We start from the raw sequence: 25968 nt of genomic DNA, 5'->3' as shown, positions 1-25968 counted from the left end.
GGGGCGCGCCCGGCCCGGGGAAGGGGGTACGGGAGGATAGGGGTATGGCGGCTCGCTTCCCGTACACCGATCTGAAGGACTTCCTCGCGGCGCTGGAGCGTGCGGGCGAGCTGCGGCGGGTGAGCGCGCCGGTCGACCCCACGCTGGAGATCAGCGAGATCGTCACCCGCACCGTCCGGGCCGGCGGGCCCGCGCTGCTGTTCGAGCGTCCCACCCGGGGCGAGATGCCGGTGGCGATCAACCTGTTCGGCACCGAGAAGCGGATGGCGATGGCGCTCGGGGTGGAGCACCTCGACGAGATCGGCGAGCGGATCGGCGACATGCTCAAGCCGGAGCTGCCGCAGGGCTTCTCCGGGATGATGGGCGGCCTCGGCAAGGTCATGCAGCTCAAGTCGATGCCGCCGAAGAAGGTCAAGACCGCCCCCTGCCAGCAGGTGGTCTACCGGGGCGACGACGTCGACCTGAACCGGCTGCCCGGGTTGCAGGTGTGGCCCGGTGACGGCGGGATCTTCCACAACTTCGGGCTGACCCACACCAAGCACCCGGAGACCGGCAAGCGCAACCTCGGGCTCTACCGGCTCCAGCAGCACAGCCACAACACGATCGGCATGCACTGGCAGATCCACAAGAACTCCACCGCGCACCACGCGGTCGCCGAGCGGCTCGGCCAGCGGCTGCCGGTGGCGATCGCGATCGGCGCCGACCCGGTGGTGGCGTACTCGGCCAGCGCGCCGCTGCCAGCCGACATCGACGAATACCTGTTCGCCGGGTTCCTCGCCGGTGAGCGGGTCGAGATGGTGGACTGCCTGACCGTCCCGTTGCAGGTGCCGGCGCACGCGCAGATCGTGCTGGAGGGCTACATCGAGCCGGGCGAGCGCCTGCCCGAGGGGCCGTTCGGCGACCACACCGGCTTCTACACACCGGTCGAGCCGTTCCCGGTGATGCACATCGAGTGCATGACCATGCAACGCGACCCGGTCTACCACTCGATCGTCACGTCCCAGCCGCCGCAGGAGGACCACGGCCTCGGCAAGGCCACCGAGCGGATCTTCGCGCCGCTGCTGCGCTTCCTCATCCCGGACATCGTCGACTACGACCTGCCCGCCGCCGGTGTCTTCCACAACTGCGCGATCGTGTCGATCCGCAAGCGCTACCCCAAGCACGCGCAGAAGGTCATGAACGCGATCTGGGGCGCGCACATGATGTCGCTGACCAAGCTGATCGTGATCGTGGACGAGGACTGCGACGTGCACGACTACAACGAGGTCGCGTTCCGCGCCTTCGGCAACGTCGACTACGCCCGCGACCTGATGGTCACCGAAGGGCCGGTGGACCACCTCGACCACGCGTCGTACCAGCAGTTCTGGGGTGGCAAGGCGGGCATCGACGCGACCCGCAAGCTGCCCGAGGAGGGCTACACCCGGGGCTGGCCGGAGGAGATGCGCATGGCGCCCGAGGTGGTCTCGCTGGTCGACAAGCGCTGGAAGGAATACGGGATCTGATGACGGCGGCAGTCCAGGAACGGCCCGGCCGGGTCTCGTCCTTCCTCAAGCTCGTCGCCATCGAGCACTCGGTCTTCGCGCTGCCGTTCGCGTACCTGTCGGCGCTGACCGCCATGCAGCTCAACGGCGGCCGGGTGCGCTGGCTCGACCTGCTGCTGATCACCGTGGCGATGGTCGGCGCGCGGACGTTCGCCATGGCCGCGAACCGGATCCTCGACCGGCGTATCGACGCGCGGAACCCGCGTACCGCGAACCGGGAACTGGTCACCGGCGCGGTGAGCGTGCGGACGGCCTGGACCGGCGCGGCCGTCGCGCTCGTGGTGTTCCTGGCCGCCGCCGCCCTGCTCAACCCGCTCTGCCTGGTGCTCGCGCCGCTCGCCGTGGTGCCGCTCGTGGTCTACCCGTACGGCAAGCGGTTCACGAACTGGCCGCACGCCATCCTCGGGGTCGCCCAGGCGGTCGGCCCGGTCGGCGCCTGGCTGGCGGTCACCGGCACGCTCGACGGCTCCGGCCCGGCCTGGCTGCTCGGCGCCGCGGTCGGCCTCTGGATCGGCGGCTTCGACCTGATCTACGCCTGCCAGGACGCCGACGTGGACCGCGAGATCGGGGTGCACAGCGTCCCCGCCCGGTACGGGCTGCGCTTCGCGCTGCACGCCTCCACTGTCGCTCACGTGGTGACGTTCGCGCTGTTCATCTGGTTCGGCGCGTGGGTCGGCTTCGGCTGGCTGTGGTGGATCGGGCTGGCGCTGACCGCTGTCGCCTTCACCTACCAGCACATGGTGGTCAGCCCCACCGACCTGAGCAAGGTCAACCGGGCGTTCTTCACCGCCAACGGCTTCGTCGGCATCGCGTTGTTCGTCCTCGCGCTGCTCGACCTGGTGATCCGGCTCGGCCTGCGGCCCTGAGCCGGGACGCCGAGGGCCCGGCCGCCGTTGACGGCCGGGGCGCCGGGCCGCACCCCGGTCAGGACACCGTGGCGACCGGGTAGCGGGCGCTCTCCAGCGTCCAGTCGACGGTGCCGCGCACGGCGGCGGCCAGCCCGTCGAGGTGGATGGCGACCGCGTCGTCGAGCGTCGGACCGAACGACGGCGCCGCCGCCAGGAGCGCCGCGAACCGGTCCATCTCCGCCCGCCAGTGCGCGGCCACCAGGTCGACCGCCGCCGGCAGCGGCACGCCCCGCTCGGCGGCCGTCGCCAGCACCAGGTTGTGCCCGCCGCCGGTGGCCCGGTCGCGCTCCAGCGAGGCGATGTCGTTGAACCAGGACAGCAGGTCGTTGGCGAGGCCGGCGAGCCGCCGCAGCGCCGGATGGTGGTAGACCGCGTCGGGCAGCGGACGCCCGGACGCGAACTCGATCAGCGGGTACGACACGTACGCCGCCGACGTGGCCCGGCGCAGCCGCACGTACTCGGCGACACCCGGTGGACGGCCGGACGTGGCGGCGGTGGCCTCCCGGTACACCCCGTCGAGGTGGTCGGCGACCGCGTCGGCGAAACGCAGCCGCCACCGGGCCGGCATCCGGCGGCGCGGCTCCCGCCACGCCTGCACCAGCAGACGGCGCAGCGGGCCGGAGAAGCCCGGATGACGGGCGCGCGGACCCTCGCGCAGCAACGCGAGCGCGCCGTCACGCAACGCCCGGATCTGCGGCGGGGCCAGCCCGTCCCGCCCGTCGCAGGCGTCGTCGACGAGGAAGAACCAGGTGAACAACGCGGTCAGCACCCGCAGGTCGGGCTCGCCGGCGTCCGGGTAGAGCCGGCCGGCGTACCGGGCGAAGCCGGCCCGCGCCAGCCGTCGCCGGGTGGCCGGGTCAGCCGGCAGGCCGAGCCGGTCGACGAGTTCCACCAGCCACTCCTGCACGTCGTCGGCGTACGGGGAGAGGCGGGGCGGGATCGGGCAGTCGGAGCGGAGCGCCCGCAGCACCGCTGCCGTCATCACCGGCCCCTCCGTGGAAGTGGATCGCCGGTCGAAGAATTTCATGTCGCGGGACGTTCCGTGAACCCTCTGGACATCCCGGGCGGGCCGACCGAACGGGGGTCGCCGCCCGCCGTCCGCGGCGACCAGGCACGCTTGAGGGCATGCGCGAACCATGGGTGGTGGGTGTCTCCGGCGCGTCCGGGACGCCGTACGCGGCGGCTGTCGTCCGGGGCCTGCTCGACGCCGGCCAGGCGGTGGACCTGATCGTCTCCCGGGCGGCCCGGCTGACAGTGCTGGACGAGACCGGCCGGCCGTTCCGGGACGCGCACTGGGCCGAGGACCTGGCTGCCTGGCTCGACCGTGACCTCACCGGCGCGGACCTGCGGCACTGGCCCGCCGGTGACCTGGCGGCCGGCCCGAGCAGCGGTTCCTACCCGGTACGCGGCATGGCGGTGGTGCCGGCGAGTACCGCCGCGTGCGCGGGCATCGCGATCGGGCTGTCGAAGGATCTGCTCCAGCGCGCCGCCGAGGTGAACCTCAAGGAGCGCCGCCCGGTCGTCGTGGTGCCCCGGGAGACCCCGGTGACCCGCAGTCACCTGGAACATCTGATCGCGCTGCACGACGCCGGCGCGGTGGTGCTGCCGGCCAGTCCGGGCTTCTACGGCGCCGGGGCGGCGGCGTCCGCCGGGCAGCTCGTGGACTTCGTGGCCGGGAAGGTGCTCGACGCGCTCGGTGTCGAGCACACGCTGTTCCGGCGGTGGTCCGGCGAGCTGGCCGCCGGTCGCCGGGAGGCGGATCCGGACTGACCGGCCCGGTTGCCGACGTGCGGGGCGCGGCCCTCGGCCGGACCGCGCCCCGCACGTTCAGTACATGCCGGCGTTCGCCGGTCCGGGGCCGGTGGAAGCGGTCGGGCCCATGTTGCGGGCCTTGCCCATGTCCTCCGCCTCGTCCAGCATGCCCTCCCCCTCGAGCAGGGCCCGCACCTCGGATTCCCGAAACCGGCGGTGCCCTCCTGGAGTCCGGATACTGCCGATCCGGCCGGCCGCTGCCCATCTGGTCACGGTCTTCGGGTCCACCCGAAACAGCGCAGCGACCTCACCCGGTGTCAGCAGGCGATCTCCAGTGTCCACAGCCCCCTCCTCGCGTCGACGAAGCCCCCGGCTGAACACACTGCCCCCGGCCGGTGCGAGCCCAGAGCCGTCATGAGGGACGTATGGCAATTACAGCACCGGCTACCGGACGTGTCCGCCAAACGCGAAAAACGCACACACTGGGAAGGATAGGAAATGGTACCGGCGGAGAACCCCCGTGATCGTACGTTTGTGAAGGGTTGATCCACGGGTACCGACAGTGTTCCGTGGTCGCCGAACGGATAGGGTCACTCTCCGTGGACACGATCGACCTGAGCCTCGTGGAGCTGTTGCGGGGCAACGCCCGTCTGTCGTACGCCGAGCTGGCCCGTCAGGTCGGCCTCTCCGCCCCGGCCGTGCACGAGCGGGTCGGCAAGCTGGAGTCCAGCGGCGTGATCCGGGCGTACCGGGCCGAGGTCGAGCCGGAGTCGATCGGGCTCGGCGTGACCGCGCTCATCGGCATCATCGAGGACTCCGACGCGGACACCGACGACGTGCTGGAGTCGTTCCGCCGCATCCCCGAGATCGAGTCCTGCTACTTCATGGCCGGCGTCGAGTCCTTCCTGCTCAAGGCGCGAGTCGGCACGATCGCCGAGCTGGAGCAGCTGATCGTCCGGCTGAACCGGACGGCCGGCGTGGCGTCCACCCGTACCAGCATCGCCCTGTCGACCAAGTGGGAGAACCGCCCGCAGCCGCTGGAAGCGCCCACCACCTGACGCCTCTGGCCCCGGGCCGGGGGTTGCGGTTACCGTGCGCCGATGACGAGCTCGGGACGCGGTGCCGCGGTGGTGACCGGAGCGGCCGGCGGGCTGGGGCGGGCGATCGCCGCCGCGCTGCACGCCGACGGCTGGAACGTGCTGCTCACCGACACCGACGCCGGGGCCGTGTCGGCCGCCGCCGCGCCGCTGGGTGGCTGGTCCCGCCCGCTCGACGTACGTGACGAGTCCGCCTGCGCGGACGTCGCCGCCGAGGCGGCGGCCGCGCCCGGCGGCCTCGGGCTCTGGGTGAACAACGCGGGCATCCTGGTCACCGGCCCGTCGTGGGGACACGACGCCCCGACCCGCCGCGCGGTGGTCGAGGTGAACGCGCTCGGCGCGATGAACGGCACGCTCGCCGCCGTCGCGGTGATGCGCGAACAGGGCCGCGGCCACGTGCTCAACGTCGTCTCGCTGGCCGGGCTGATCGCCGCGCCCGGCGAGACGGTGTACGCGGCCAGCAAGCACGCCCTGCTCGCGTTCAGCCTCGGCACCCTGAGTGACCTGCGGATGGCCGGCGTCCGGGGCGTACACGTGTCGTGCCTGTGCCCGGACGGGATCTGGACGCCGATGCTGCACGACAAGCTGGACGACCCGGGAGCGCTGGCGTCCTTCACCGGCTCGCTGCTCACGCCGGAGCGGGTCGCCGCGCGGGTCGTCCGGCTGGCCCGCCGGCCCCGGCCGGTGGTCAGCCTGCCGCGCTGGCGTGGCGCCCAGGTGCGGCTCCTGGACGCCTTCCCCCGGCTCGCCCTGGCCCTCACGCCGGTGATCCGGGCCACCGGACGGGCCGGTCAGCGGCGGCAGGCCCGCCGGGTCCGGGAAAACCCGAGCCCACCTCGCTTGTAACGTTGCCGACGTGACTCACTTCGACCGGTGCGACGAGGCCAGCCGGCGCTGGGTGACCGAGGCGATCGCCACGGTCGAGGCGGACGCCAACCGTTCCGCCGACACCCACCTGCTGCCGTTCCCGCTGCCCCGCGAGTGGGGGATCGACCTCTATCTCAAGGACGAGTCGGTGCACCCCACCGGCTCGCTGAAGCACCGGCTGGCCCGCTCGCTGTTCCTCTACGGGCTCTGCAACGGCTGGATCGGCCCGGACACCACGATCGTGGAGGCGTCGTCCGGCTCGACGGCCGTCTCCGAGGCGTACTTCGCCCGGATGCTCGGGCTGCCGTTCATCGCGGTCATGCCCGCCTCCACGTCACCGGAGAAGATCGCCCAGATCGAGTTCCAGGGCGGTCGCTGTCACCTGGTGGACGACCCGTCGAAGGTCGTGGTGGAGGCGCGCTGGCTCGCCGAGGACAGCGGCGGCCGGTTCATGGACCAGTTCACCTACGCCGAGCGGGCCACCGACTGGCGGGGCAACAACAACATCGCCGAGTCGATCTACGCCCAGCTCGCGCTGGAACGGCACCCGGTGCCCGCCTGGATCGTGGTCGGCGCCGGCACCGGCGGCACCAGCGCCACCATCGGCCGCTACGCCCGGTACCGGCGGCTGCCCACCAAGCTCTGCGTGGTGGACCCGGAGAACTCCGCCTTCTACCCCGCCTGGCAGGCCGGCGACTGGTCGGTGCGCACCGACCGCGGCTCCCGGATCGAGGGCATCGGGCGGCCCACCGTCGAGGCGTCCTTTCTGCCCAGCGTGGTGGACCGGATGGTGCAGGTGCCGGACGCCGCGTCGCTCGCCGCGATGCGGGCCGGCTCGGCCGTGCTCGGCCGCCGCGTGGGCGGCTCCACCGGCACCAACCTGTGGGGCGCGTTCGGGCTGATCGCGCAGATGCGCGCGGCCGGGCGTACCGGCTCGGTGGTGACGCTGATCTGCGACCCGGGCGACCGGTACGGCGACACCTACTACTCCGACGAGTGGGTGGCCGCGCAAGGGCTCGACCTCGCGCCGCACCTCGCCACCGTCGACCGGTTCCTGACCGACGGCACCTGGCCGGCGGCCTGACCCGGACCCCGGACGGTCAGCGCGGGTCGACCCGCTCGGCCAGCCCCGGATAGCGCACCACGAAACCGTCCGGGTCGACCTCCAGGTCGGCGGCGAACGTGTCACTGGAATACCGGACCCGGCCCGGGCCCAGCGAGGTGTAGACCTGCTCGGCGGGCACCACGGCCAGTCCGGGCAGCAGCACCCAGGCCACCGTCACGGCGGTGGCCAGGTCGGCGGGCAGCCGGCCCAGCCCGATCCGGCGGATCGGCAGCGTGTTCGTCAACGGGGAGCCGCCCAGATCCACGTCGAGCGCCTCGGCCAGCCGGCCCGGGTCGTCGGTGCCCGGCAGGCCCGCCGGTGGGTGGCCCGCCGCGCTCAGCGCCGCGTCCAGGTCACCCTCCTCACCGGTACGCACGCGCCACCCGTCCCGGCCCCGCTCCAGGCGTACGCTCCGCGACCAGCCCGCGCCCTCGGACTCGACCTCCAGCCGGTTCGTCGACCAGTCCGGGCCGACGGTCAGGCGGTACCGGCACGTGTACGGGATCGGATCCACGGCGAGCGCCACACCGTGCGCGGTCAGCCCCTGACCGTCGTCGAGCACGACGTGCTCGGAGCCGGCGGTGTCGGTCCGGGCCCAGAAGAGCGACTTCGGCATGGTCCGGACGTTACGCGACCCGGCGGTCGGCGGCAGCGGATGCGCGAACGCCGCCGCGAGCCGGGGCGTTACGACTACCCCTGCTCGTCGCGCCTCTGTGGGGCGGGGTGGCCGGTTGTGGCGGGCCCACTCGTCGACCTCGTCAGCGTCCCAGACGTTCATGCCGATCAGTCGGGCGAGCGGCTCGGGAAACCCGGGGCGGCGGGTGATCTGGAGGACCCGCTGACGCGATACGCCGAACAGGACGGCCAGCTCGCCGGGCCCGTACAGGCGTGGTGTGTTCATACGTCGCTGGGCTACTCGTCGTCGTCCGCCGGCCGGGGCGGCCGGTGCTCCCGGATGTACCGCTCGACGTCCCGCTTCAACCAGACCGCGCCGACCGACAGTTCTTGATACGGCGCGGGGAATGCGGGGTGCCGCCGGATCTCGCGGAATCTCGATCTGCCCACGCCGAGCATCTTCAAGATCTCACCGGCCGCGACAAGTTCGCCCGGTCCCGTCTCCTTGGTCACGACTTCGAAGGTAGGAGCGGGCAGACCCGACTATGGTGACGCGAACAAATCACCCCATCTACGTGGGCCCGTCAATGTTGACGAGGGGGGTAAGTGAGCGATCTGATGGATCAGGCCCCCGCCCGGTGGCGAGTTCCCGGCGGTATCCCGTCCGCGTACCACGCAGCTAGAACGGGAGCCGACATCACCCCAAGACGCACCGCCGCCGCCGAGCGGATGCTCGGCGGCGGCAGTGGGTGCGCTCAGATCAGTGGGTACGTGCCGGCGGGCGCCCGCCGAAGCCGCGCCGGTCGTCCCGGCCCCGCCCCTCGGCCCGGAAACCGCCCCGGCGCTCAGCCGGGCGCGCGTCGCCCCGGTCACCGAAACGCCGCTCGGCGTGCGGGCGGTCGTCCTGGCGCCGGTCGCCGAAGCCGCGCGAGCCGCCCGGCCGGTCGTCGTACCGCCGCTCGTCCCGGTCGTACCCGCGGCCGGCCGCCGGCCGCTGCCGGTCCCCGTACGGCCGCTCGCCGCGCTGGCCGCGGTCGTCGGACCGCTGCTCGCCGAAGCTCCGGCCGTCGGACCGCCGGTCGCCGAAGCTGCGGTCGTCGCGGTGCTCCGGCCGTCCGAAGCGGCGCTCGCCGCCGCCGGACCGCTCGCCCGAGTAGCGCTCGCCGGTCGGCCGGTCGCCGAACCGGCGGTCACCACCGCGGTCCGCGAACCGGTCGCCGGACCGCTCGCCCGCGGGCCGGTCGCCGTAGCGGCGCTCGCCCCGGCCGTCACGGTCGCCGAACCGGCGCTCGCCACGGTCGGAGAAGTCGCGTCCGCCCCGGTCGGAGAAGCCCCGGCCGCCGCGGTCGAAGCCCCGGCCGTCCCGGTCGCCGAAGCGGCGCGAGCCGCCGCCGCGCCGCGGCTCCGGCTCGTCCCGGACCGGTACGCCGCTGGGCTCGCGCGCGCCGGTCAGCTCGGCCAGCGCCTCGTCGCCCGCCCGGACCCGGGTCTCGGCCGGCTCGACGCCCGCCTTCTCCATCATGGCCAGCGTGGTGCGGCGCTGCTTGGGCAGCACCAGCGTCGCCACCGCGCCCGACTCGCCGGCCCGGGCCGTACGGCCGGCCCGGTGCAGGTAGTCCTTCGGGTCCTTCGGCGGGTCCACGTGCAGCACCAGCGAGACCCCGTCGACGTGGATGCCCCGGGCCGCCACGTCGGTCGCGACCAGCACGGGCGTCCGGCCCTCGCGGAACTCGGCGAGCGTCTTGGTGCGCATGCGCTGGGTCTTGCCGCCGTGCAGCCCACCGGCCCGCACACCGACGGCCGCGAGCTGCTCGACCAGCCGGTCCACGCCGAGCTGCGTACGGGCGAACAGCATGGTGCGGCCCTCACGGGCGGCGATGGACGCCGCGACCGCGAACTTGTCGTGCGGCGGGATCAGCAGCAGGTGGTGATCCATGGTGGACACGGCGGCGGTGGCCGGTGCGGTCGAGTGGGTGACCGGGTCGGTCATGAACCGCTTGACGAGCGTGTCGACGTCGTTGTCCAGAGTGGCCGAGAACAGCAGCCGCTGCGCGTCCGCCGGAGTCTTCGCCAGCAGCCGGGTGACCTCGGGCAGGAAGCCCATGTCCGCCATCTGGTCGGCCTCGTCCAGCACGGTGATCTCGACGTCGTCGAGCCGGCACACGCCGCGCTCGATCAGGTCGCCGAGCCGTCCCGGGGTGGCCACAATGATCTCCACGCCGCGGCGCAGCGCGTCGATCTGCCGGTCGTACGGCACACCGCCGACGGCGGTCTTCAGGAACACGCCCACCGACTTGCCGAGCGGCACGAGGGCGTCGTTGACCTGCATGGCAAGTTCACGGGTGGGGACCAGGACCAGGGCACGGGGGTGCAGCGGCCGGGCCCGGTTGCGGTCGGCGACCCGGGCGATCACCGGCAGGCCGAAGGCGAGCGTCTTGCCCGAGCCGGTCTGGCCCCGGCCGAGGACGTCGCGGCCCGCCAGCGAGTCGGGCAGTGTGGCCCGCTGGATCTCGAACGGAGTGGTGATGCCCTGCCGGGCGAGCGTCTCGACGACCTGCCGGGGCAGGCCGAGCGAGGCGAAGTCGACGCTCTCGGGCGTCGGGTCGACGGACGGGGACGTGCTGGATTCAGCGAACGTGGTCAAGAAATACCTCTCGAGCGGGGCGCATCTTCGCGATGGCCCGCCGCGGCCTGTCACGCCGCCGAATCGCCCGCAAGATCGCCCATGGGCGCGCGCAGTCGGGCGCGCCGGGTCAATGATCAGAGACAAGTGTACGGCGCATCGACGACTCCGCCACGGCAACGCGAGACCGTAGTGGGCGGGCTCACCCCTGTCACTCGATGAGCATGGTCCCGGTCAGGCCGCTCAGCGCGTCGTTGGCCAGGAAGACCACGAGCAGGCTGATCGCGATGAGCATGATCAGCGCTACCGCCAGCACGATGATCACCTTGGTGTTGCCGCCCCGGGCCGCCGGGCTCTCCTCGGACCAGCCCTGGGCCAGGATGTGCCCGGTCAGCGATCCGGAGTTCTCCAGCGGGTTGCCCTGCGGGAACGACACGGTGGCGAAACCGGGCCCGTCGGTCCCGCCGTACGCGGTGGTGGCGAGATCCGGCCCGCCGGGCTGCGGGCGTACCGGACGGGTCGTGTCGGCGTCGCGGGCGGGCGTGGCCGGCGGCGGCCAGGTCGGCAGCGCCGGGGCCGGCACCACGGGCGGCGGCGGTGCCGACACGGGCGCGGCGGCCCACGACGGCAGCGCATTGTCCGGCGTGCCGGGCGCGACCGGCGGCGACAGGGGCGCGACCGGCGGCGACAGGGGCGCGACCGGCGGCGCGATGGGCGCGACCGGCGGCGACAGGGGCGCGACCGGCGGGCCCGGTACGGCGGCCCGCGCGGGCGGGAACGAGGGGCCGGCCGCCGGGGCGGGGAACAGCGGCGCGGGCAGTGGGCCCGGCCCGCCCGTCATCGCCGGTGGTGGCGGGAACGGCGGTGCGGGCATCGGACCCGGCGGGGGCGGTGGCGGGGGTACGGGCGGACCCGGCGGCGGCACGGGCGGCCCGGGGACCGGTGGCACCGGCCCGGGCGTGGGCGTCGGCGGGGTGGGCGCGGGCGGCGTAGGCAGGGGTGGCGTGGGACGGAGCGGGGGCTCCGGCTCGGGCACCGGCGGCGCGGGCGACGGCGGCGTCGGACCCGGCACCGGGGTCGGCGCCGGCTCGGGCTCCGGGCCGTTCGGCGCCGGGGGCTGCGCGGGCTCCGGTGGCTGGACCGGCTCCGGCGGTTCCGGGTTCACCGGTCCGGCCCGGTAGACCGTGGCGGCGGCGGGCGGCGCGGCCACCACGGAGGCGGCGACCTCCTCGGCGGAGACGCGGCTCAGGCCGGGCACCGACGCGCTGGCCCGGGCGGGTGCGGGTCCGGCCTGCTCGGCGGGCATGGAAGCGCCGGTGAGCGGGGCCGGGCGGTCGGCCGCGGAGGCCGGCGGGGAGTCGGCGGACCCGTGCGGCGGGGAGTCGTCGGACCCGACCGGCGGTGCGTCGCCGGACGTGACCGGCGGCGCGCCTGCGGACCCGGCCGACGCTGCGGTGACGGGCGGCGAAGACTCGCCGGAACCGGCTGCCGAGGCCGCGGCGGATCCGGCGGAGGAGGTTCCGGAGCCGTCGTGCGGCTCGGAGGCGGCGTCCGCCTGCCGACCCGGGGCGGCGTCGTGGTCCGGGGCGGCGTCGGCGGGCGCTGCGGCGTCCACTGCCGCCGCGTCCACGGCCGGGGCGGCAGGAGCGGGTGCGGGCACGCGTGCGGAACCGGAGACGCGGGGAGCCGGGATTGCCGTGGAAGCACTGCCGGGCGTACCGGGGGAGGCGTCGCCGTCCGCTACCGGTGCGACGGCAGGCTCGGGCGTCGCCGGGCGCTCGGCCACGGCGAAGGCGGACCAACTGGACGGCGGCACTGTGGCGCCGGGGAGGCGCCGGTCCAGCGGCGGTGGGGTGTCCGCCGGAGTGCCCGCCCGGTACGTCGTGGGACCGGCCTGCGGAAGCGGCTGCTCGTCACCGGCGGGCGGCGGCACGGCCGAACCGGCGACCGACACCCGCGCCCGCGCGACGGCTACCGGCCCGGGTGAGGCCGAACCGTGGTCGTCGCCGGCCGGGTCGGCGGGGTCGGGCGTCGGTCCCGGGTGGACCTTCTCCGCCGGAACGTCCTGCTCGCCCATCTCGCCCCTCCGCACCCACGCTCGCCTCCAGCCGTGGCGCCGACCGGAAGTGCCTGGATCTCACCGTGCCATATTCCGGCCCGGGAGCACAGCCGGAGTGGCGGTTGGGTCAGTCGGCGCTGCTGCTCGGGCTGGCGGAGCCGCTGCTGGACGTGCTGCTCGACGGGGCGACACTGCTGCTGCTCGGCGCGGCGCTGCTGGTGTCCGGCTCGGCGCTCGCGCTCTGGCTCGGCGTCGGGTCGGGCGAGTCGGTCGGGCTCGCCGGCGGCGTGCTGGGCGCGGGGCTGGACGTCGTCGGCTTCGGCGTCGGCGTGGTGGGCTTCGGCGTGGTCGGCGTCGGCTTGGGCGTGGTCGACGGCTTCGGCGTGGTGGGCGTCGGCTTGGGGGTCGTCGACGGCTTCGGCGTGGCCGGCACGGTCGGCGGCGGGGCGGGGGTGGCCGGGGCGGGTACGGCTCCGATCACCCGGGTCGCGGCGTAGAGCCGGGACCAGCGGACCACCGAGATCTTGACGACGTCACCGGTCCGGGGCGCCTCCACCATCTTGCCGTTGCCGATGTACATGGCGACGTGGTGGACGCTGGTCCAGCTGCTGCCCGAGGCGAAGAACAGCAGGTCACCGGGGAGCAGGGCGTTCGGCGGAACGGTACGGGAGCGGGTGGCGAAGTACTGGTCCTTGGCGACGCGGGGCAGACCGCGGTAGCCGGCCGCCTGGTAGGAGGCGAGCATCAGGCCGGAGCAGTCGAACCGGTCCGGGCCCTCCGCGGCCCACAGGTAGGGGTCACCGAGCTGGGCGAGGGCGTAGCGCACGGCGGCGAGCGCCCGCGGATCGGCCACCAGGCCGTCGATGCTCTGGTCGACCACGTACGAGGTGCCGAGCCGCTGCTCGGCGGCGTCCGCCAGGCGCTCGATCTCCAGGAGCTTGGCCGCGTTCTCCTTGCGCAGGGCGACGAGCGCGGTTTCCTGCTTGCGCAGGTCGGCCTCGGCGCGGGTGAACGCCGCGGTCTGCTCGGTGGCCCGGCGCCGGGCCGACTCGTGTGCCTTCCGGGCGGCCTCCTCGGCGCTGGTGGCCCGGAGGAGTTCGCCGGTCACCGACGTGGTGGCGCCCTCGGCCTTGTCGCCCCGGGTGATGCGCTGGAGGTTGGCGAAGTCGCGCAGGCTCGCGCCGAACTCACCGGGCGGCAGCGCCGCGTCGGCCTTGACCGCGTCGGCGGCGGCGCTCTTGGCGTTGTCCTGGGCGCGGCGGAGCGCGTCCTGGGCCTCCTTGAGCCGGGCGGCGGACTGGGTCAGCTCGGTCTGTGCGGCGTCCCGCTCGGTCTTGATCCGGAGCAGTTCCTCGCCGAGCTGGGTGACCCGGGCGTCGAGCTGGTTGATCTGCGCGACCAGCGGACCGTCGGCCGGGTTGGTCACGCCGGTGGTGCCCGGCAGGCCCGCCGTGCCGCCCGGGACGGCCACGCCGGGCAGACCCGGGACGGTGCCGGGGAGGCCGGGAACGGTGCCGGGTACGCCGCGGACGGTGCCGGACGAGCCGGGCAGTTGCAGTGGGCCGGTGACCTGGGGCCGGGAGCCGGTGTCGGGCACGACGTCGGGCAGCGGGTCGGCCCAGGCGGGTGTGGCGAGCGCCGCGGCCGCGACCGCCCCCAGGAGGGCGGACCAGAGCGCCGGGCGCAGGATCGGTGAGATCACCGGCTGCCGTCCTCGTCGCCGTCGGGCCTTGGTGCTGTGAGCCATACCGCTCCCCGTCCGGTCTGGGGGTCCGCCACGCGTGGTTGGGGCGTGTCGGGACAGGACGGCCCTGGTGTGTGTTCCGCCCCACCCTGTCTTACCTCACGGGTGCGACGATGTCGATGTGCGGAGCGTGACGGCCGGTGAACCGGCGCGACCACGTCGGCGGCCGGTCGGACCCGCGACGTACGCTCGATCGGGAACCCAGGTGGAAGGACGTGGCTTTCGGATGGACGCCGGACTCAAGCGCGAACTCGAGGCGAAGGTGTACGCGGGGGAGCGGCTGACCCGCGAGGACGGCATCGCCCTCTACGCCAGCGACGACCTGACCTGGCTGGGCCGGCTGGCCCACCACAGGCGTACCGAGCTCAACGGCGACCGGGTGATGTTCAACGTCAACCGGCACCTGAACCTGACGAACGTCTGCTCCGCGTCGTGCGCGTACTGCTCGTTCCAGCGCAAGCCGGGCGAGAAGGACGCCTACACGATGCGTATCGACGAGGCGGTCCGCAAGGCCAAGGAGATGGAGGACGAGCAGCTCACCGAGCTGCACATCGTCAACGGCCTGCACCCGACGCTGCCCTGGCGCTACTACCCGAAGGTGCTGCGCGAGCTGAAGGCCGCGCTGCCGAAGGTCAACCTCAAGGCGTTCACCGCCACCGAGGTGCAGTGGTTCGAGAAGATCAGCGGGCTCAGCGCCGACGCGATCCTCGACGAGCTGATGGACGCCGGCCTGGAGTCGCTCACCGGCGGCGGCGCGGAGATCTTCGACTGGGAGGTCCGGCAGCACATCGTCGACCACAACTGCCACTGGGAGGACTGGTCGCGCATCCACCGGCTGGCCCACTCGAAGGGCATGAAGACGCCGTCGACCATGCTCTACGGCCACATCGAGGAGCCCCGGCACCGGGTCGACCACGTGCTGCGGCTGCGTGAGCTGCAGGACGAGACCGGCGGCTTCCAGGTCTTCATCCCGCTGCGCTACCAGCACGACTTCGTCGACTCGGCGGACGGCAAGATCCGTAACCGGATCCAGGCCCGGACCACGATGGCCTCGCCGGCCGAGTCGCTCAAGACGTTCGCGGTCTCCCGGCTGCTGTTCGACAACGTGCCGCACGTCAAGTGCTTCTGGGTCATGCACGGGCTGTCGGTGGCGCAGCTCTCGCTGAACTTCGGCGTCGACGACCTGGACGGCTCGGTCGTGGAATACAAGATCACCCACGACGCCGACTCGTACGGCACGCCGAACACCATGCACCGCGACGACCTGCTGCACATGATCTGGGACGCCGGTTTCCGTCCGGTGGAACGGAACACCCGCTACGAGATCGTCCGCGAGTACGACGGGCCGCCGTCGCTGGCGGAGCGCCGGTCCGAGCCGCAGCAGGTCTGGGCCTGACCTGGCGATGAGCGACGAGGAACAGCAGCGCGGCTTCCCCCGGCGGGACGCCGAGGGGCGCATCCTCACCCTCGGCGACCTGCTCGGGGTGAGCCTCGCCGGCCTGGTCATCGGGGTGCTGGCGCTGCTGGTCTTCGAGTGGGCGTTCGCCACCGTCGGCGACAGCGGCTTCGGTGGTACGAACGGCTGGCTCGCGGTGATCCTGCCGCTCTGGCTGTTCTGGGACGAGTTCCGGGCCTGGGAGTTCGGCGCCGCCCGGGTGGTGGCCGCGCTGGCCGGTCTCGGGCTCGGCGTCGTCGCCGGTCTGCTGGTCGCGGGCCTGGCCTCCGGGCTGCCCGCGTTGTTCACCGGCGCGTCGGCCGCGGCGGTGTTCACCGTGGTCTACGCCGTCATCTGGTTTCATGGCGTGCACTGGCTGGCCCGGCGTACGGGCTGAGGCACGGAGAGAGTGGGAATGCGGGAATGAGCGCGGCGGTCAAGTACACGCTGGGCCGGGTCGGGCTGTTCGTCGCAGTGCTGGCAGCCCTCTGGTTCGTCGAGATGAACATGTTCCTGCGGCTGATGGTGGCGCTGATCTCCTCCGCCGCGCTGTCGTTCTTCCTGCTGCGCAACTGGCGGGACGAGATGGCCGGGGAGATGGCGGAGGCGTCGGAGCGGCGTCGCGCCGAGAAGGACCGGCTGCGCTCGGCGCTCGCCGGTGACGACGAGCCGGACGCCGAGCGCCGCGACGGCTGAGCGGATGGACGAGGGGCCCGGCGCCGGACACGGCACCGGGCCCCTCGTCGTTCACCGGTCGGTCGAACCGTTCACCAGTTGGTCGAGCCCGGGACGACCGGCCACGGCCGGTCGGCCGGCTTGATCAGGTACGCGATGCCGCCGGAGCCGGAGGCCACGGTGCCGTTGGCCCGGTAGCGCTTGGTGCGCAGCCAGATCTGCTCGAACTGCTCCCGCTTGTAGACGTTGCGGACCGCGTCGTTCGACGAGGACGCCGGGTCGTTGACGATCACGTCGCCGTCGGCGGTGAAGCCGACGATCACGAACAGGTGCCCGGCGGTGCCGTAGTTGGCCCCGTCCAGCTCGCTGGCGAGGAACGACTGCGAGGTCACCACCGGGATGCCCGCCTTGATGAAGCGTTCCGCCTCGTCCAGCGAGTGCAGCCGGGTGACCCGCGCCTCCAGGCCGGGGAAGCTCGCCGCGTACGCGGTGTTGAACGGCCAGTTGCCGGCGCCCTCGTACTCGTAGTCGTAGGTCATCCGGGCGGCGTGGTCGACAGTCGGGTCGGGGTAGGAGGGGTCGACCCAGGAGGTGTCCTCGGCCGAGGGCTTGCGACCCCAGTACTCGACCACCATCTCCGTCGAGGTGGGCGAGCACCACGCCTCACCGCCGCCGTCGTACTCGGGGTACTCGCCGATGTGGATGTTCTGCGAGTAGCGCGGCACGGCCAGCTCGGTGCCCCAGGCGATGCCGCCCCGGCTCGGGGTGACGGTGAACCGGTCCGGCACGTTCGACGCCATCGCGCCGACCATCCGGACCTGCGGCGATGCGGCCTGGCCGGGCGCACGGTAGAGCGTCAGCCGCAACTGGTACGAGCGCAGCAGCACCCCGGCGTCGGCGTCGTCGACCGAGAACGTGTCGGTCCAGATGCTCGACCAGGGGTCGCCCTGGCCGTCCAGCGTGGAGCGCTTGATGTCCTGGTCGCCGGAGGCCCAGCGGCCCATGACGTACCACGGGGTCTGTGCCCCGGTGTTGTACTTGCCGTGCAGCTCGACCTGGATCCAGGTGCCGGCCGGGGTGGCGGCGTTCCACGACGCGACCATCTCGGTGGCGTCGAAGCCGATCCGCCGCTCGGGCGAGGTCCAGGTGGCGTACTCCCAGGTGCGGGTCGTGCCGGTGTGCTCGTCGGTGAACTCGGTGGTGCCCGCCGCGCGGCCGATGGTCAGCGCGGGGTGGCGGCCCGGTACGGCGCGGGTGCCCTGGTGGGTGCCGGTACGCCAGTCGGGGAAGCGGGAGAACTCCTGAAAGGTGATCTGTTCGTCGTGCGTGACGCCCGGTCGCGCGGCTTGTGCCTGGACCGGTGCGCTCGTGGCGAGGAGGGTGAGCGCGGTGAGGCCGGCGAGGGCGGCCGCGCGCATGGGTCTTCCGAACATGGCAGCTCCACAGGGAGACGGCATCGTTGCCGTTCACTGTCGCGCTTGGCGGGAAGTTTCGCCAGATGTTCAGGCATAGAAAATCATTGCCGAAGTGACGATCAGGTCGGGATGGCTAAAGAGAGAGACAGATATTGATATGACCATGTGTCTCCTGGTGGAGTGTGCGGACAACGGGATCTCCCGTACCCCCAGGAGGTTGTCCATGGCCTTCCGCACCTCTCCGCTCCGCCGCCGGCTGGCGCTCGCCGCCGCCGTCGGCCTGACCATCGTCCTCACCGCGGCCGCCGCGCCCGCCGTCGCCCGGCCCGCGCCGGAAGGCTCCGGCGAGCCGGCCACCGTCGCCTACCGGGTGCTCGGCCCGCGTACGGCGGCCGACCGCACCGCCGTCGCCTCCACCGGCGCCGCCATCGACTACTCCGAGCACGGCGTGCTGCACGTCACGGCGACGAAGGCCGAGGCCAACGCGATCACCCGGCTCGGATTCCGGCTCGAGAAGGACGTCGTGCCGGAGCACGACCACGCCGACGGGGACATGACCGCCAACGCGTTCCCGCCCGCCGACTCGAACTACCACGACTACGCCGAGCTGACCGCCGTGGTGAACAAGGTGGTCGCCGACCACCCGACCATCGCCCGGAAGCTGAGCATCGGCACGTCGTACCAGGGCCGGGACCTGATGGCGGTGAAGATCTCCGACAACGTCGCCACCGACGAGGCCGAGCCGGAGATCCTGTTCAACGCCCAGCAGCACGCCCGCGAGCACCTGACCGTGGAGATGGCGATCTACCTGCTCAACCTCTTCACCGACAACTACGGCAGCGACTCCCGGATCACCGGCATCGTCAACTCCCGGGAGATCTGGATCGTCCCCACCGTCAACCCGGACGGCAGCGAGTACGACATCGCCACCGGCTCCTACCGCTCCTGGCGCAAGAACCGGCAGCCCAACAGCGGTTCGACCGCCGTCGGCACCGACCTGAACCGCAACTGGGCCTACCAGTGGGGCTGCTGCGGCGGCTCGTCCGGCACCAAGTCGTCGGACACCTACCGGGGCCCGTCCGCCTTCTCCGCCCCGGAGACCGCGGCGCTGCGCAACTTCGTCAACAGCCGGGTCGTCGGCGGGGTGCAGCAGATCAAGGCCAACATCGACTTCCACACCTACTCGCAGCTGGTGCTCTGGCCGTACGGGTACACGTACAACAACACCGCCACCGGGATGAACGCCGACCAGTACAACACCTTCGCCACCATCGGGCGGCAGATGGCGGCGACGAACAACTACACCCCGGAACAGTCGAGCGACCTCTACATCGCCGACGGCACCAGCATCGACTGGATGTGGGGCGCCCACAAGATCTGGGCGTACACCTTCGAGATGTACCCCGGCTCGGCCTCCGGCGGCGGCTTCTACCCGCCGGACGAGGTGATCCCGGCGCAGACCTCACGCAACCGGGAGGCCGTGCTGATCCTGTCCGAGTACGCCGACTGCCCGTACCGGGCGATCGGCAAGCAGAGCCAGTACTGCTGACCTCACCACCGGACGGGAACCCCGGTTCCACCCCCGCCGGGGTTCCCGTCCACCCCTCCCGTCCGGACGATCTCCGCTGGTCGTGCGCTACCGTGGCACCGACCGTGCCACAGCGAAGCCGGTGTGAAACCGGCGCTGTCCCGCAACTGTGATGCCCCGTACGCGCGGCGCCGGCCTTCCGCCGGCGCCGACGGACGTGGGACGAGCCAGGTCGCCTGCGGCCCGGTCGCGACACGCGCTCTCGAGGAAGGGCGCCTCGCGGACGGGCCTTTCCCCTGTCGGCGAAGCACCACACTCCTCGACCGACAGGAGGATCAATGTCCCGACGTACCCCCCGGATCTTCGCCGCCGCGCTCGCGGCCGGCGTGCTGCTTCTCGGCGGCTGCGCCGAGAAGACCTCGACCGACACCCCCGCGGCAGGCGGCTCCGGCGGCGCGTTCCCGGCCACCGTCGGCAAGCTGACGCTGGAGAAGCGGCCCGAGAAGATCGTCTCGCTCTCGCCGACCTCCACCGAGATGCTCTTCGCCATCGGCGCCGGCAAGCAGGTCACCGCCGTCGACGACCAGTCGAACTACCCGGCCGAGGCGCCCCGCACCGACCTGTCCGGCTACCAGCCGAACGCCGAGGCGGTCGCCTCCCGCAACCCCGACCTGGTGGTGATCTCCGACAACCTCAACAAGATCGCCGACCAGCTCGTCGCGCTGAAGATCCCGGTCCTCCAGATCCCCGCCGCGGCCACGCTCGACGACACGTACCGGCAGCTCACCGACCTGGGTACGCTCACCGGCCACCGGTCCGAGGCCGACGCCGTGGTGCAGAAGATGAAGGACGACATCACCGCGCTCACCAAGGACCTGCCGAAGCGCACGGAGAAGCCGACCTACTACCACGAGCTGGGCCCGGAGCTGTACACGGCGACCAGCAAGACCTTCATCGGCTCCATCTACGCGCTCGCCGGCCTGGAGAACATCGCCGACGCGTCCGACGCCGACGGGAAGAACGGCGGCTACCCGCAGCTCTCCCAGGAGGTCATCGTCAAGGCGAACCCCGACTTCGTCTTCCTCTCCGACACCAAGTGCTGCAAGCAGAGCGCCGACACGGTGAAGGCGCGCAGCGGGTGGTCCGGCATCACCGCGGTGAAGAACAACCAGATCGTGGAGCTGGACGACGACATCGCCTCCCGCTGGGGCCCGCGCGTGGTCGACCTGCTCAAGGTGATCGTCGACGCCACCGCCAAGGTCCCGGCCTGACCGTGGCCGTACGACAGGCGGACTCCGCCCCTCGCCCGGCCGGGACGCCCGACGCGTCCCGGCCGGGTGCCCGGCTGCCCCGGCCCCTGCGGCGTGGGGCGCGCGACGCGGCCGGCGCCCCGGTCCGGCCCGCCGGACTGCGCAAGCGCTGGCTGCTCGCCGGAGTCGTGGCGGTGCTCGTCGCGCTGGTCGCGGGCGTCTCCCTCGGCCCGGTCAGCCTGCCGCCCGGCAGCGTCGCGGCCGAACTGCTCAACCTGCTGCCCGGGGTGCACCTGGACAGCGGGCTCACCGAGCGGGAAGTCGCCATCATCACCGAGCTGCGGCTGCCCCGGGTCGTGCTCGGCCTGCTGGTCGGCGCGCTCCTCGCCCTGGCCGGCGGCTGCTACCAGGGCGTCTTCCGCAACCCGCTGGCCGACCCCTACCTGCTCGGCGTGGCGGCCGGAGCCGGGTTCGCGGTCACCGCGGCGATCGTCCTCGGCGCCGGTGCGGGCGGCGCGCTGACCGGACTGCCGATCACCATTCCGCTGGCCGCGTTCGTCGGGTCGCTCGGCGCGGTCGTGCTGACGTACCTGCTCGGCGCGGCCGGCGGGCGGGACCGCTCCCCGGCCACGCTGATCCTGGCCGGGGTGGCGGTCTCCGCGTTCTTCGCCGCCGGGCAGACGTACCTGCTGCAACAGCACTCCGACAACATCCAGCAGGTCTACTCCTGGCTGCTCGGGCGGCTGGCCACCGCCGGCTGGCACGACGTGTGGCTGGTCCTGCCGTACTTCGTGCTCACCTCCGTGGTGGTGCTGCTGCACCGGCGTGAACTGGACGTGCTCTCCGTCGGCGACGACGAGGCCGCCGGTCTCGGCCTGCACCCGCAGCGCTCCCGCTACCTGCTGATCGCCGCCGCGTCGCTCGGCACCGCCGCCGCCGTCTCCGCGTCCGGGCTGATCGGCTTCGTCGGCATCATCGTGCCGCACACCATGCGACTGCTCGCCGGTTCCAGCCACCGCGTGATCCTGCCGCTGTCGATGCTGTTCGGCGGCGCGTTCCTGGCCCTGACCGACGTGGTCGCCCGTACCGCCGCCGCACCCGCCGAGATCCCGATCGGTGTGGTCACCGCGCTGCTCGGCGGCCCGTTCTTCGTGCTGGTGCTGCGTACCGCCCGCCGGGTGGCGATGTGAACGCCCCCGCCGTGCGCGTGCACGACCTGCGGGTCGACCTCGGCGGCACCCCGATCCTGGCGGGCGTCGACCTCACGGTCGCCGCCGGCGAGTGGGTCACCGTGATCGGACCCAACGGCGCCGGCAAGTCCACCCTGTTGCGCGCCGTCGGCGGCCTGCTCACCGGCCCGGGCGAGGTGGCCCTCTTCGGTACGCCGATCGGCGCGCTGCGCCGCCGCGACCGCGCCCGTGTCGTGGCCACCGTGGCGCAGTCCCCGGTCGTACCGATCGGCATGTCGGTGTTCGACTACGCGCTGCTCGGGCGAAACCCGTACATCCCGCCGCTGGGCCGTGAGTCCGCCGCCGACCTGGCCGCCGTGCACGAGGTGCTGGACCGGCTCGACCTCGGCCCGTTCGCCCACCGCGAGCTGGCCACGCTCTCCGGCGGCGAGCGGCAGCGCGTCTTCCTGGCCCGGGCGCTGGCCCAGGGCGCCACGCTGCTGCTGCTCGACGAGCCGACGAGCGCACTGGACATCGGGCATCAGCAGGAGGTGCTGGAACTGGTCGACCAGCTCCGCCGCGCGCACGGCCTCACAGTGCTGGCCACCATGCACGACCTCTCCATCGCCGGCGAGTACGCCGACCGCCTGATCCTGCTCGCCGACGGGCGGGTGGCCGCCGCCGGGCCACCGGAGGAGGTGCTCACCGAGGAGTTGCTGGCCCGCCACTACCGGGCACACATCCGGGTGATCCCCGGCGACCACGGCCCCTTGGTAGTACCCGTCCGCCCAACCTGACCCACCCCTCCCCTCCCCATCCCGCTTCTCCTCGTCCCGCTTCTCCTCGTCGATCTTGGACTTTCGGCCCGGGTGAAAGGTGCATATGCCGCGCCGAGAGGGCCGCAACCGCAAGATCGACCGAAGGTCGGCGTAGGGCCGGCGGCCCTGTCGGCCGTCGGCCTTGCCTGTCGGGCTGCCCGCTCGCAGCGTTCGCCGTCTCAGTCCCCGGATCGACGTTCCGGTTGCCGGGTCGACAAACAGATCTTGGTACGAATCAGCCCTCCTGGCGGCCACTCCGTACCAAGATCTCCACCGGCCCCCGCCTGTCCCCGTTGATCTTGGACTTTTGGTCCCGGCGAAAGGTGCTTATGCCGCGTCGGGAGGGCGGCAACTGCAAGATCGGCGGAGAGGGGCGGGGTGGGGGCGGGGCGGGGGCGGGCGGGGTCAGCGCAAGGTGGAGATGGAGAAGAGGGCGCCGGCCGGGTCGCGCAGGGCGGCGCTGCGGCCGGCCGGGTTGTCGCGCGGCGGGACGAGGATGGTGCCACCCAGCTCGGCGGCCCGGGTGGCGGTGGCGTCGGCGTCCTCCACCGCGAAGTAGACCGCCCAGTACGCGGGCAGGTCCGCCGGCATCGGCTCGGCCCGGGGCAGCATGCCGGCGACGATCCGGGCGCCGCACCGCCACCCGGTGTACGCGACCGGTCCGGCCGGGCGTTCCTCCGGATGCCAGCCGAAGACCAGCGCGTAGAACTCCTTCGCGCTCTCCGGGTCGGGGGTGACCAGCTCGTTCCAGCACATGGCGCCGGGCGCGTTGTACAGCTCGGCCCCGCGCATCGCCATCGGCTGCCACACGCTGAACACCGCGCCGGCCGGGTCGGCGAGTACCGCCATCCGGCCCTGCTGGGCGACGTCGAACGGGGAGACGACCACCTGCCCGCCGGCCGCCTCCACCCGGGTGGCGACCAGGTCGGCGTCATCGGTCGCCACGTACGTGGACCAGACCGGCACCTGGTCCGGCGTGCCGGGTGGCCCGGCCCCGGCGACCGCCTTCCCGTCCTTGCGGAAGACGGTGTAGCCGCCGGCGTCCGGCTCGGGGGAGATCTGCCCGGTCCAGCCGAACAGCTCGGGGTAGAACCGTCGTGCGTCGTCCAGACCGGGCGTGGCCAGGTCGGTCCAGCAGGGCGTGCCGGGCTCGACGCCGTTCACGGTGACCCCTCTCGCCGGGGGCGGCTCCGCTCGCCCGCCCTGTCGGCATCGTGGCACCGCCGGGTCGGCCGCCGGGCCGGAACCGGACAAAAGGTCAGCTGAAGCGACGGCCCTCGTCCCGCCGGTACGCCCAGCCGGCGAGCGCGGCGAGCCCCAGCACCCAGACCAGGAGCATCACCAGCGCCCGGGTGTCCGGCTGGAAGTCGGTGACCGCCGCCCAGATCAGTTCCACGGCGCCCCGGGTCGGCAGGTAGGGGGCGATCGCCTTGATGAAGCCGGGCGCGTCGTCCGGCCCGGAGAGCAGGCCACCGCCGAACGCGAGCGGGAAGAAGATCACCTGTGCCACCACGATCGCGGCCTTGCTCGGCAGCGAGTAGCCGATCGCCAGGCCGAGCAGCGTGAACGGCACCGAGACCACGGCGACCGCGCCGAGCCCGAGCAGGAACTGCACCGCGCTGACCCGGGCCTCGGTGGCGACCGCCGCGATCACCACCACCGGGATCATCGAGACGTAGGTCAGCACCACCCCGGCCAGGATCCGCCCGGCCAGCCGCGGGGCCGGTCCGGTCGGCAGGGTCCGGGTGTACGGGTTCCAGGGCTGGTCGCGGTCCTCGGAGACGCCCACGCCGTACTGGAAGATGTTGGCGGTCATCACCGCGAACGTCACCATGGCGGCGGTGGCATAGGTGGCGCCGGCCGGGTCGTCGCCGGCGAACGGCACCACGAAGAAGAGCATCGAGGCGGCGGGGAAGAACGCGCTGCCCACCACCGCCACCGGCACCCGGATGATCTCCAGGAGGTGGTAGCGGGCGTGGACGAGGGCGAGTGGCACGGCGGTCTCCTAGACAGGGGTGGGCGCGGGCCGGTCGTCGGCCGTGATGGCGAGGAACGCCTCCTCCAGCGAGGTGGGCCGGACCTCCAGGTCGCGGAACGCCACCCCGGAGGTGACCAGGTCGCGGACGAGCTGGTCGGCGTCGGTGGTGAGCAGGTGTACCCGCCCGTCGGCGCGTTCGGTGGCGACCACTCCCGGCAGCGCCGGCAGGTCGTCGGCGACCAGACTGACCCGGCGTACGCCGATGATTCCGCGGATCGCCGCCACCGAGTCGTCGGCGAGCACCCGCCCGTGACCGATCACCACCACCCGTTGCGCGAGCGCCTCCACCTCCTCCAGGTAGTGGCTGCTCAGCAGCACGGTGCCGCCGTCGGCGTGGAAGCCCCGGATCGCGTCCCAGAGCGCGTGCCGCGCCTCCACGTCGAGGCCGGTGGTCGGCTCGTCGAGCACCACCAGCCGGGGACGGCCGACGAACGCCAGCGCCACGGCGAGCCGCCGACGCTGCCCGCCGGAGAGACCACCGGTCTGCCGGCGTACCTGGTCGGCGAGGCCGAACCGGTCGAGCAGCTCGCCGCGCGGCACCGGGTCGGGGAAGTGCGCGGAGACGAAGTCGACCACCTCGCCGACCCGCAGCGTGCCGGGCAGGCCGGTCTCCTGCGGGGTGACCCCGAGCTGCCGTCGGCTCGCCGGGTCGCGCGGGTCGCCGCCGCACAGCTCGACCCGGCCGGTGGTGGGTCGGCGCAGCCCGACCAGCAGGTTGATCAGGGTGCTCTTGCCGGCGCCGTTCGGTCCGAGCAGGCCGACCAGCTCCCCGGCCCGGACGGTCAGGTCGACCCGGTCCAGCGCCAGCACCTCGCCGTAGCGGCGGCTGACCTGTTCGGCGCGGGCCAGGATCATCGGCGGTCTCCTCGGGCGGAAGGGCTGTGTCTCCCTGTCTACCGTTCCTGCGCCCGCCCTGCTGTCCCCTGACCGGGTGCTCGCATCCCCTAGTCTGGTGGCGCCGTCGACGACGGTGGAATTTCCGACCGGACACTGGGGAGGGTCCGTGACCAGTCCGAGCAGGAATCTCGACGTCCAGCCGGAGGCGCTGAGGGCGTTCGCCGCCGCCTCCCGGGACCGGGCCGGCCGGTTCCGTGAGCTGGAGCGGGTGTTCCGCGACGGCCACGTGGCCCGGCACTCCTTCGGCGTGATGCCCGCGTCGTTCAGCCTCGCCGCGGCGTACGCGGAGCAGTTCGAGGCGTGCCTGCAAGGGCTGGCGGACGGCGCCGAGACCATGCTGACCGTCGCCACGGGGCTCGCCGAGACCGCCGCCGCCTACGACGACACGGACGCGGCGAACGACACCATGTTCACCGCCGGCGGCTGAGGGGG

The 25968-nt window shown here is 73.0% G+C and carries 24 protein-coding genes, 1 pseudogene and 1 riboswitch; of the genes and pseudogenes, 14 read left to right on the top strand and 11 right to left on the bottom strand.

The window, feature by feature from the left end:
* Positions 1–44 precede the first annotated feature (44 nt).
* Together V6U82_RS22205 and mqnP are read left to right on the top strand one after the other, a co-directional pair.
* The gene (locus V6U82_RS22205) at positions 45–1502 is read left to right on the top strand and encodes a menaquinone biosynthesis decarboxylase (protein ID WP_334464152.1); all 1458 of its coding nucleotides are present in this window, start codon (positions 45–47) and stop codon (positions 1500–1502) included.
* The gene (gene mqnP / locus V6U82_RS22200; protein WP_128137415.1) at positions 1502–2407 is read left to right on the top strand and encodes a menaquinone biosynthesis prenyltransferase MqnP; all 906 of its coding nucleotides are present in this window, start codon (positions 1502–1504) and stop codon (positions 2405–2407) included. The genes V6U82_RS22205 and mqnP overlap by 1 nt, the downstream gene beginning before the upstream one ends.
* A 58-nt stretch (positions 2408–2465) precedes the next feature.
* Here mqnP and V6U82_RS22195 read toward each other — a convergent pair whose 3' ends face one another.
* Positions 2466–3431, bottom strand: coding sequence for a terpene synthase family protein (locus tag V6U82_RS22195; RefSeq protein WP_128137416.1), 966 nt, complete (start codon positions 3429–3431; stop codon positions 2466–2468).
* 143 nt (positions 3432–3574) lie between these two features.
* On the opposite strand from V6U82_RS22195, the gene V6U82_RS22190 reads away from it, so the two are divergent.
* Entirely contained in the window at positions 3575–4219 is a 645-nt protein-coding gene (locus V6U82_RS22190; protein WP_047891631.1) for a UbiX family flavin prenyltransferase, read from the top strand.
* Positions 4220–4276: 57 nt separating this feature from the next.
* On the opposite strand, the gene V6U82_RS22185 is transcribed toward V6U82_RS22190, so the two are convergent.
* On the bottom strand, positions 4277–4543 hold the full coding sequence (locus tag V6U82_RS22185) for a BldC family transcriptional regulator (RefSeq protein WP_013473529.1): 267 nt from the start codon (positions 4541–4543) through the stop codon (positions 4277–4279).
* A gap of 257 nt (positions 4544–4800) precedes the next feature.
* Here V6U82_RS22185 and V6U82_RS22180 point away from each other — a divergent pair, with 257 nt between their 5' ends.
* The 3 genes from V6U82_RS22180 to V6U82_RS22170 are packed head-to-tail and all read left to right on the top strand — an operon-like array spanning position 4801 to position 7249.
* Positions 4801–5259, top strand: coding sequence for an Lrp/AsnC family transcriptional regulator (locus V6U82_RS22180; RefSeq protein ID WP_128137417.1), 459 nt, complete (start codon positions 4801–4803; stop codon positions 5257–5259).
* Positions 5260–5301: 42 nt separating this feature from the next.
* Entirely contained in the window at positions 5302–6144 is an 843-nt protein-coding gene (locus tag V6U82_RS22175) for an SDR family NAD(P)-dependent oxidoreductase (RefSeq protein ID WP_128137418.1), read from the top strand.
* A gap of 10 nt (positions 6145–6154) precedes the next feature.
* Positions 6155–7249, top strand: a complete 1095-nt coding sequence (locus tag V6U82_RS22170; protein ID WP_334464146.1) for a PLP-dependent cysteine synthase family protein — start codon at positions 6155–6157, stop codon at positions 7247–7249.
* 16 nt (positions 7250–7265) lie between these two features.
* On the opposite strand, the gene V6U82_RS22165 is transcribed toward V6U82_RS22170, so the two are convergent.
* From V6U82_RS22165 to V6U82_RS22145, 5 genes are all read right to left on the bottom strand, one after another.
* On the bottom strand, positions 7266–7886 hold the full coding sequence (locus tag V6U82_RS22165; RefSeq protein ID WP_334464240.1) for a putative glycolipid-binding domain-containing protein: 621 nt from the start codon (positions 7884–7886) through the stop codon (positions 7266–7268).
* Between the two features lie 296 nt (positions 7887–8182).
* On the bottom strand, positions 8183–8398 hold the full coding sequence (locus V6U82_RS22160) for a helix-turn-helix transcriptional regulator (RefSeq protein WP_036311366.1): 216 nt from the start codon (positions 8396–8398) through the stop codon (positions 8183–8185).
* 247 nt (positions 8399–8645) lie between these two features.
* Positions 8646–10529 carry a DEAD/DEAH box helicase gene (locus V6U82_RS22155; protein WP_334464138.1) on the bottom strand — a complete coding sequence of 628 codons (1884 nt, stop codon included), beginning with the start codon at positions 10527–10529 and terminating at the stop codon, positions 8646–8648.
* 190 nt (positions 10530–10719) lie between these two features.
* Positions 10720–12585, bottom strand: a complete 1866-nt coding sequence (locus V6U82_RS22150) for a hypothetical protein (RefSeq protein WP_334464136.1) — start codon at positions 12583–12585, stop codon at positions 10720–10722.
* Positions 12586–12694: 109 nt separating this feature from the next.
* Positions 12695–14314 (bottom strand): C40 family peptidase, encoded by a 1620-nt coding sequence (locus V6U82_RS22145; RefSeq protein WP_334464134.1) that lies wholly within the window; start codon positions 14312–14314, stop codon positions 12695–12697.
* Positions 14315–14537: 223 nt separating this feature from the next.
* On the opposite strand from V6U82_RS22145, the gene mqnE reads away from it, so the two are divergent.
* From mqnE to V6U82_RS22130, 3 genes are read left to right on the top strand one after another with little or no spacing between them, the layout of a single operon-like run.
* Positions 14538–15707, top strand: a complete 1170-nt coding sequence (gene mqnE, locus V6U82_RS22140) for an aminofutalosine synthase MqnE (RefSeq protein WP_120572110.1) — start codon at positions 14538–14540, stop codon at positions 15705–15707.
* Positions 15708–15714: 7 nt separating this feature from the next.
* On the top strand, positions 15715–16143 hold the full coding sequence (locus tag V6U82_RS22135; RefSeq protein ID WP_128137959.1) for a hypothetical protein: 429 nt from the start codon (positions 15715–15717) through the stop codon (positions 16141–16143).
* Positions 16144–16169: 26 nt separating this feature from the next.
* Positions 16170–16442, top strand: coding sequence for a DUF4229 domain-containing protein (locus tag V6U82_RS22130; protein WP_128137958.1), 273 nt, complete (start codon positions 16170–16172; stop codon positions 16440–16442).
* 71 nt (positions 16443–16513) lie between these two features.
* Here the strand turns inward: V6U82_RS22130 and V6U82_RS22125 are convergent, their stop codons facing one another.
* Positions 16514–17854: a C39 family peptidase gene (locus tag V6U82_RS22125; RefSeq protein WP_334464130.1), complete on the bottom strand. Its 1341-nt coding sequence runs from the start codon at positions 17852–17854 to the stop codon at positions 16514–16516.
* A gap of 205 nt (positions 17855–18059) precedes the next feature.
* Between V6U82_RS22125 and V6U82_RS22120 the strand changes: the two are divergent.
* The 4 genes and pseudogenes from V6U82_RS22120 to V6U82_RS22105 form a co-directional block, all read left to right on the top strand.
* A pseudogene (locus tag V6U82_RS22120) lies at positions 18060–19382 on the top strand (M14 family metallopeptidase); the annotation flags it as partial.
* Positions 19383–19502: 120 nt separating this feature from the next.
* A riboswitch (cobalamin riboswitch) is annotated at positions 19503–19596 on the top strand.
* Between the two features lie 106 nt (positions 19597–19702).
* A complete protein-coding gene (locus tag V6U82_RS22115) occupies positions 19703–20635 on the top strand; it encodes an ABC transporter substrate-binding protein (protein ID WP_334464128.1) in 933 nt (310 codons plus the stop codon).
* A gap of 86 nt (positions 20636–20721) precedes the next feature.
* Positions 20722–21804, top strand: coding sequence for a FecCD family ABC transporter permease (locus V6U82_RS22110; RefSeq protein WP_334464238.1), 1083 nt, complete (start codon positions 20722–20724; stop codon positions 21802–21804).
* Positions 21801–22580, top strand: a complete 780-nt coding sequence (locus tag V6U82_RS22105; protein ID WP_334464126.1) for an ABC transporter ATP-binding protein — start codon at positions 21801–21803, stop codon at positions 22578–22580. Before V6U82_RS22110 ends, V6U82_RS22105 begins: the two co-directional genes overlap by 4 nt.
* 426 nt (positions 22581–23006) lie before the next feature.
* On the opposite strand, the gene V6U82_RS22100 is transcribed toward V6U82_RS22105, so the two are convergent.
* The 3 genes from V6U82_RS22100 to V6U82_RS22090 form a co-directional block, all read right to left on the bottom strand.
* Positions 23007–23765 carry a VOC family protein gene (locus tag V6U82_RS22100; protein ID WP_334464124.1) on the bottom strand — a complete coding sequence of 253 codons (759 nt, stop codon included), beginning with the start codon at positions 23763–23765 and terminating at the stop codon, positions 23007–23009.
* A 94-nt stretch (positions 23766–23859) separates the two neighbouring features.
* Positions 23860–24597, bottom strand: coding sequence for an ABC transporter permease (locus V6U82_RS22095; protein WP_128138089.1), 738 nt, complete (start codon positions 24595–24597; stop codon positions 23860–23862).
* A 9-nt stretch (positions 24598–24606) separates the two neighbouring features.
* A complete protein-coding gene (locus V6U82_RS22090; RefSeq protein ID WP_334464122.1) occupies positions 24607–25494 on the bottom strand; it encodes an ABC transporter ATP-binding protein in 888 nt (295 codons plus the stop codon).
* Positions 25495–25642: 148 nt separating this feature from the next.
* Between V6U82_RS22090 and V6U82_RS22085 the strand changes: the two genes are divergently transcribed.
* Complete coding sequence (locus V6U82_RS22085) at positions 25643–25963, top strand: type VII secretion target (RefSeq protein ID WP_128138090.1); 321 nt, start codon at positions 25643–25645, stop codon at positions 25961–25963.
* Positions 25964–25968 lie beyond the last annotated feature (5 nt).

The sequence above is a fragment of the Micromonospora sp. CPCC 205554 genome, from assembly GCF_036902745.1.
Lineage (GTDB): Bacteria > Actinomycetota > Actinomycetes > Mycobacteriales > Micromonosporaceae > Micromonospora > Micromonospora tulbaghiae.
Note: the sequence above shows the minus strand (reverse complement) of the source record. Positions and strands in the feature narration are given on the sequence as shown.

Bases quoted from the DNA above. Each gene is read 5' to 3' on its own strand.
- mqnP (WP_128137415.1), top strand. From the start codon at position 1,502: ATGACGGCGGCAGTCCAGGAACGGCCCGGCCGGGTCTCGTCCTTCCTC.
- V6U82_RS22090 (WP_334464122.1), bottom strand. From the start codon at position 25,494: ATGATCCTGGCCCGCGCCGAACAGGTCAGCCGCCGCTACGGCGAGGTG.
- V6U82_RS22130 (WP_128137958.1), top strand. From the start codon at position 16,170: ATGAGCGCGGCGGTCAAGTACACGCTGGGCCGGGTCGGGCTGTTCGTC.
- V6U82_RS22175 (WP_128137418.1), top strand. From the start codon at position 5,302: ATGACGAGCTCGGGACGCGGTGCCGCGGTGGTGACCGGAGCGGCCGGC.
- V6U82_RS22205 (WP_334464152.1), top strand. From the start codon at position 45: ATGGCGGCTCGCTTCCCGTACACCGATCTGAAGGACTTCCTCGCGGCG.
- V6U82_RS22195 (WP_128137416.1), bottom strand. From the start codon at position 3,431: ATGACGGCAGCGGTGCTGCGGGCGCTCCGCTCCGACTGCCCGATCCCG.
- V6U82_RS22135 (WP_128137959.1), top strand. From the start codon at position 15,715: ATGAGCGACGAGGAACAGCAGCGCGGCTTCCCCCGGCGGGACGCCGAG.
- V6U82_RS22165 (WP_334464240.1), bottom strand. From the start codon at position 7,886: ATGCCGAAGTCGCTCTTCTGGGCCCGGACCGACACCGCCGGCTCCGAG.
- V6U82_RS22150 (WP_334464136.1), bottom strand. From the start codon at position 12,585: ATGGGCGAGCAGGACGTTCCGGCGGAGAAGGTCCACCCGGGACCGACG.
- V6U82_RS22115 (WP_334464128.1), top strand. From the start codon at position 19,703: ATGTCCCGACGTACCCCCCGGATCTTCGCCGCCGCGCTCGCGGCCGGC.
- V6U82_RS22190 (WP_047891631.1), top strand. From the start codon at position 3,575: ATGCGCGAACCATGGGTGGTGGGTGTCTCCGGCGCGTCCGGGACGCCG.
- mqnE (WP_120572110.1), top strand. From the start codon at position 14,538: ATGGACGCCGGACTCAAGCGCGAACTCGAGGCGAAGGTGTACGCGGGG.
- V6U82_RS22145 (WP_334464134.1), bottom strand. From the start codon at position 14,314: ATGGCTCACAGCACCAAGGCCCGACGGCGACGAGGACGGCAGCCGGTG.
- V6U82_RS22125 (WP_334464130.1), bottom strand. From the start codon at position 17,854: ATGTTCGGAAGACCCATGCGCGCGGCCGCCCTCGCCGGCCTCACCGCG.